Source organism: Methylocaldum sp. (assembly GCF_039794385.1).
In the GTDB taxonomy this organism is placed as follows: Bacteria; Pseudomonadota; Gammaproteobacteria; order Methylococcales; family Methylococcaceae; genus Methylocaldum.
The window spans coordinates 1-4,396 of sequence record NZ_JBDIVO010000368.1; the positions used below are offsets into that span (position 1 = coordinate 1).

Here is a 4,396-nt window from a genome sequence, read left to right on the forward strand (position 1 = left end):
CGAGTGAAGCCTGCCGGGGCGGCTCGACCTAGATTCCGCCTCTGCGTGGCCGATTCACCCGTCTGAAGATGAATGATCTCTTATCGGTACTTGCAGTGGCGGTCTTACCCGCCGCCGGAAACATCGCCGGCAGCCTTTTGGCGGAGAGCCTTCGCGCGCCGCCATGGATCATCGGCGCCGCGTTGCACGGCGCGGCCGGTGTGGCGATCGCGGTAGTCAGCATAGATCTCATGCCCCGAATTCTGCCCGTGATCCCGACGTGGCTATTGATTTCGACGTTTCTCGGAGGATCAGTTTTTTCGGCAGCACTTGCTCGCGCGTTTCGTTATTGGACGAGTTCCCGGTCAGGACTTTCTGGCGCTTGGATGGTTTATCTGGCCGTGGCGGTCGACCTTCTCACGGACGGCCTGATGGTTGGCGCGGGTTCGGCCGTTTCCGGCGGCCTCGGATTACTGCTCGGATTAAGCCAGGTGATTGCGAATATTCCCGGCGGGTTTGCAGGGATCGGCAACTTTCGAAACCGTCAGGTGCCGCGAAAACGGCGGCTCGGCATCTCGGGCTCGTTCATTCTTCCGCCGATTTTCGGCGCGGCGATCGGCTATCTGCTGCTACGCGACGCGAGCACCCAGGTCGAGCATGCGGCACTCGCGTTTCTGGTTGGCGTGCTGTTACTGGCGACTGTGGAAGACATGCTGCCCCAGGCCGATGAGCCGGGCGTCGCCCGATGGATTTCGACCCCGTCCTTCGCCGGAGGATTCGCCCTGTTCGCCGCTTTGTCCGCCTATGTCGATTGATCCCAAGCCTCGAATCAGCGTTCGCAGGCTGAAATGACGTTCGTCGCATAAACGACACCGATTCTCGCCGGTCCAATTTCAAAACAGGGAAGGCCCGGCCTCGTCACCGATAGGAGAGTAACAATGGATGCGCTTGTCCTCGCGCGAACTCAGTTCGCGTTCACGGTCAGTTTTCACATCTTTTTTCCGGCGTTCACGATTGGCTTGGCGAGCTATCTCGCCGTGCTCGAGGGGCTTTGGCTGGCAACCAAGCGGGATGTCTTCCTGCAGCTCTACAAATACTGGCTGATCGTCTTCGCCGTGGCCTTCGCCATGGGCGTCGTGTCGGGCATCGTGATGAGCTATCAGTTCGGAACCAACTGGGGACCGTTCTCGGAAAAGACCGGCCCGGTCCTCGGCCCCTTGCTGGCCTACGAAGTGTTGACGGCGTTCTTCCTGGAGGCCGGCTTTCTCGGCGTCATGCTGTTCGGACTCGACCGCGTGGGCCCGAGACTGCATTTCGCGGCGACGCTCCTGGTCGCCTTCGGCACGCTGCTTTCGGCGTTCTGGATCTTGTCCGCGAACAGTTGGATGCAAACGCCGGCGGCGTATCACCTCGAGGCGGGCCGCTATGTGCCCGACAGTTGGATCGGCGTGATCTTCAATCCGTCCTTTCCCTATCGCTTCACGCACATGGTGCTGGCGGCCTATCTCACGACCGCGCTCGTGGTCGGCGCGAGCGGCGCCTGGCATCTTCTCAGGGACAAGACCAACCCGGCGGCCCGCGTCATGTTCGTCATGGCGATCTTGATGGCGGCGGTGGTCGCGCCGACTCAGCTGATCGTGGGCGATCTCCACGGCCTCAACACCAAGGAATACCAGCCGGCCAAGGTTGCGGCGATGGAGGGACACTTCGAGAGCCGGGCGGGCGCGCCGCTGATTCTGTTCGGCATCCCGGATGTCGGCGAAGCCCGGACGAAATACACCCTCGAAATCCCCAAGCTCGCCAGCCTGATCCTCGAACACGACCTCGATGCGAAAGTCACCGGCTTGGATGCCTTTCCGAGAGATCGCTGGCCCAATGTGCCTATCGTCTTCTGGGCGTTCCGGATCATGGTCGGAATCGGCGTGCTGATGATCCTGTTCGGACTGGTCGGCGCCGTGCAATTCTTCCGAAAACGCTTGTTCGATGAGGCCTGGTTCCACCGCTGGGGGGTCGCCATGGGGCCGCTGGGGTTCGTGGCGATCCTGGCCGGCTGGTTCGTGACCGAGGTGGGTCGCCAACCCTTTGCGGTATACGGACTCCTCCGAACGGGGGACGCCGTATCGCCCATCGGCACGCCGGGAGTCGCCGGGTCGCTGCTGGGTTTCATCGTGGTATACACGATCATTTTCGGTGCCGGCTCGTTTTATCTGATACGGCTCATGAAGCGCTCGCCGGATATCGGGCTCGAGAAACCGACGGAAAAAGGCCCTCTGAGGACGACCGGCGTCATGCCTGGGCCAGCGCTCGAAAAAGGCCCGCATTAGGAGGAACCGATCATGTTCGATCTACCGACTATCTGGTTCGTATTGATCGGCGTGGCCTTGCTCGCCTACGCCATTCTGGACGGCTTCGATCTCGGCGTCGGGATTCTTTTCCCCTTGGGACGCGACGAGGAGGAGCGCGACCGGATGATGAACAGCGTGGCGCCGGTCTGGGACGGCAACGAGACCTGGCTCATCCTGGGCGGCGGGGGCCTGTTCGCCGCCTTTCCCCTCGCCTATTCGCTGGTGCTGACCGCGTTATACGCGCCGGTGATCGCGATGCTGCTCGCCCTGATTCTGAGAGGCGTCGCATTCGAATTCCGGTTCCGGACAGTGCGCGCCAAGAAATATTGGGATTGGGCTTTCATCGGCGGCTCCACGGCGGCGGCCTTCTTTCAGGGCGTGATGGTCGGCGCTCTCGTTCAGGGCATCCGGATCGAGGACCGCATTTACGCCGGCGGCTGGTTCGACTGGCTCAGTCCTTTCAGCGTGTTCTGCGGCGTCGCACTGGTCACGGGCTATGCCCTGCTCGGCGCATCCTGGCTGGTCATCAAGCTGGACGGCGATCTCCAGGAGCGGATGCGACAGCTTCAGGAGCCGCTTGGCCTGGCGACGATTCTCGCCATCGTTCTCATCAGTTTCGGCACGATGTTCGTCAACGAAGCCATCAGGGATCGATGGTTCGGACCTGGAGCGCTTCTATTCCTGTGGATCATCCCGATCGCCACGGCACTGCTTGCGGTCGCGTTTTACCGCGCGGTGCGGGCCAAGCGAGCCGTGACCCCGTTCCTGCTGGCGCTCGGCTTGTTCGCCGCGGCCTTCCTGGGGCTCGCCGGAAGCCTTTTCCCTTACCTGGTTCCGCCGAGCATCACCTACCGCGAAGCCGCGAACCCCGACAACAGCCTCGCGTTCATGCTGGTCGGCGCAGCCATCCTCCTACCGGTCATTCTCGGCTATACGGCTTACGCCTATTGGATTTTTCGCGGCAAGGTGCACACCGGCGAGGGTTATCACTGATGGAACCGGCGGACGAAAGACCGCTCTGGAAGAAACTCGCCTGGTTCTTTCTGCTGTGGGCCGGGGGTGTCGGAACGGCCACCGCGGTCGGGTATGCCATCAAGCTGGCTGTCGGTATGTTGTGAAGGCGATGTTGCTCACATGCACCCCGGCGAAATACGGGAATCACCTGACTCCCCTCGTCCCGGATTGCGTTGCACTTCATCCGGGCTACCATTAGCCGCAACTGCACTAGATTCGATCGGCGCGCTCCCGGCGGACTTTCAGATACACAGAGCCCAGAAACAAAAAACCACTTGCCAGAATGATTGAAGGGCCGGGTGGCACGCTGATCGTTGCGTGGGCGAGAATTCCGGCGAGCGCGGAAAGACCGCCGGCAGCGCCGCTGATGGCGGCGTATTGCCCCAGATTCCGGCTGACGTTCCTTGCCGTGCAGGCCGGTATGGCGAGTAAAGCGGCGGTCATCAGTCCGCCCACGATCCGCACGCCGAGCGCAACGGTCAATGCGATGCAGATCAGATAGGCCGCGTTGTGCCAGCGGAGATCGAGGCCTTGGGCACCGGCCAGATCGGACGAAATGCCGATCAGGACCAGGTTCGAGTAGATGTGCCGGACCATGAAAAAAATGCCCAGAGCTATCGCTACCGAAATCGCAGCGGTCGTCGCCGTTATCCGCGACACGTCGCCGAGCAGTGCGATATCGGTTTCTTCCTCGGGCAGAAACAGAAACGCGGTCGCGAGCGCCGTGGAAAACACGACGGCGGTGAGCGCCTCGAGATGCAGCCGCGTCACTCTTTCCAGATACCAGATGAGGAGCACCCCGAAACCTAAGAACAAGACCGCACCGATGGAAACATCGAAATCGTACAGCAGCGCCAACGCGATACCGGGCAAGGTCAGATGCCCCAGGGCACCGCCCACCAGCGCCATGCGCTTGGTCAGCATCAGCGAGCCGAGGTAGCCGGCGACCGCGCCGGTGGCGCCACCAAGGATCAGGGCAAGCAGGATTTTTCCGCTCATAAAATCACCGATGGTGATGCTCGTAATATTTCACGCCGGTACCGTAGAGCGCCTGGAGC

The 4,396-nt window shown here is 61.6% G+C and carries 5 protein-coding genes; 4 read left to right on the forward strand and 1 reads right to left on the reverse strand.

The window, feature by feature from the left end:
• Positions 1-68 precede the first annotated feature (68 nt).
• From ABJK70_RS20845 to ABJK70_RS20860, 4 genes are all read left to right on the forward strand, one after another.
• Positions 69-794, forward strand: a complete 726-nt coding sequence (locus ABJK70_RS20845) for a ZIP family zinc transporter (protein ID WP_347258989.1) — start codon at positions 69-71, stop codon at positions 792-794.
• Positions 795-917: 123 nt separating this feature from the next.
• Positions 918-2,303, forward strand: coding sequence for a cytochrome ubiquinol oxidase subunit I (locus tag ABJK70_RS20850; protein ID WP_347258990.1), 1,386 nt, complete (start codon positions 918-920; stop codon positions 2,301-2,303).
• 12 nt (positions 2,304-2,315) lie between these two features.
• Complete coding sequence (gene cydB / locus ABJK70_RS20855; RefSeq protein WP_347258991.1) at positions 2,316-3,317, forward strand: cytochrome d ubiquinol oxidase subunit II; 1,002 nt, start codon at positions 2,316-2,318, stop codon at positions 3,315-3,317.
• Positions 3,317-3,442, forward strand: coding sequence for a DUF2474 domain-containing protein (locus tag ABJK70_RS20860; RefSeq protein WP_347258992.1), 126 nt, complete (start codon positions 3,317-3,319; stop codon positions 3,440-3,442). Before cydB ends, ABJK70_RS20860 begins: the two co-directional genes overlap by 1 nt.
• A 106-nt stretch (positions 3,443-3,548) precedes the next feature.
• Here the strand turns inward: ABJK70_RS20860 and ABJK70_RS20865 are convergent, their stop codons facing one another.
• The gene (locus tag ABJK70_RS20865; RefSeq protein ID WP_347258993.1) at positions 3,549-4,337 is read right to left on the reverse strand and encodes a metal ABC transporter permease; all 789 of its coding nucleotides are present in this window, start codon (positions 4,335-4,337) and stop codon (positions 3,549-3,551) included.
• Between the last annotated feature and the right edge of the window lie 59 nt (positions 4,338-4,396).

Bases quoted from the DNA above. Each gene is read 5' to 3' on its own strand.
- ABJK70_RS20845 (WP_347258989.1), top strand. From the start codon at position 69: ATGAATGATCTCTTATCGGTACTTGCAGTGGCGGTCTTACCCGCCGCC.
- ABJK70_RS20850 (WP_347258990.1), top strand. From the start codon at position 918: ATGGATGCGCTTGTCCTCGCGCGAACTCAGTTCGCGTTCACGGTCAGT.
- cydB (WP_347258991.1), top strand. From the start codon at position 2,316: ATGTTCGATCTACCGACTATCTGGTTCGTATTGATCGGCGTGGCCTTG.
- ABJK70_RS20860 (WP_347258992.1), top strand. From the start codon at position 3,317: ATGGAACCGGCGGACGAAAGACCGCTCTGGAAGAAACTCGCCTGGTTC.
- ABJK70_RS20865 (WP_347258993.1), bottom strand. From the start codon at position 4,337: ATGAGCGGAAAAATCCTGCTTGCCCTGATCCTTGGTGGCGCCACCGGC.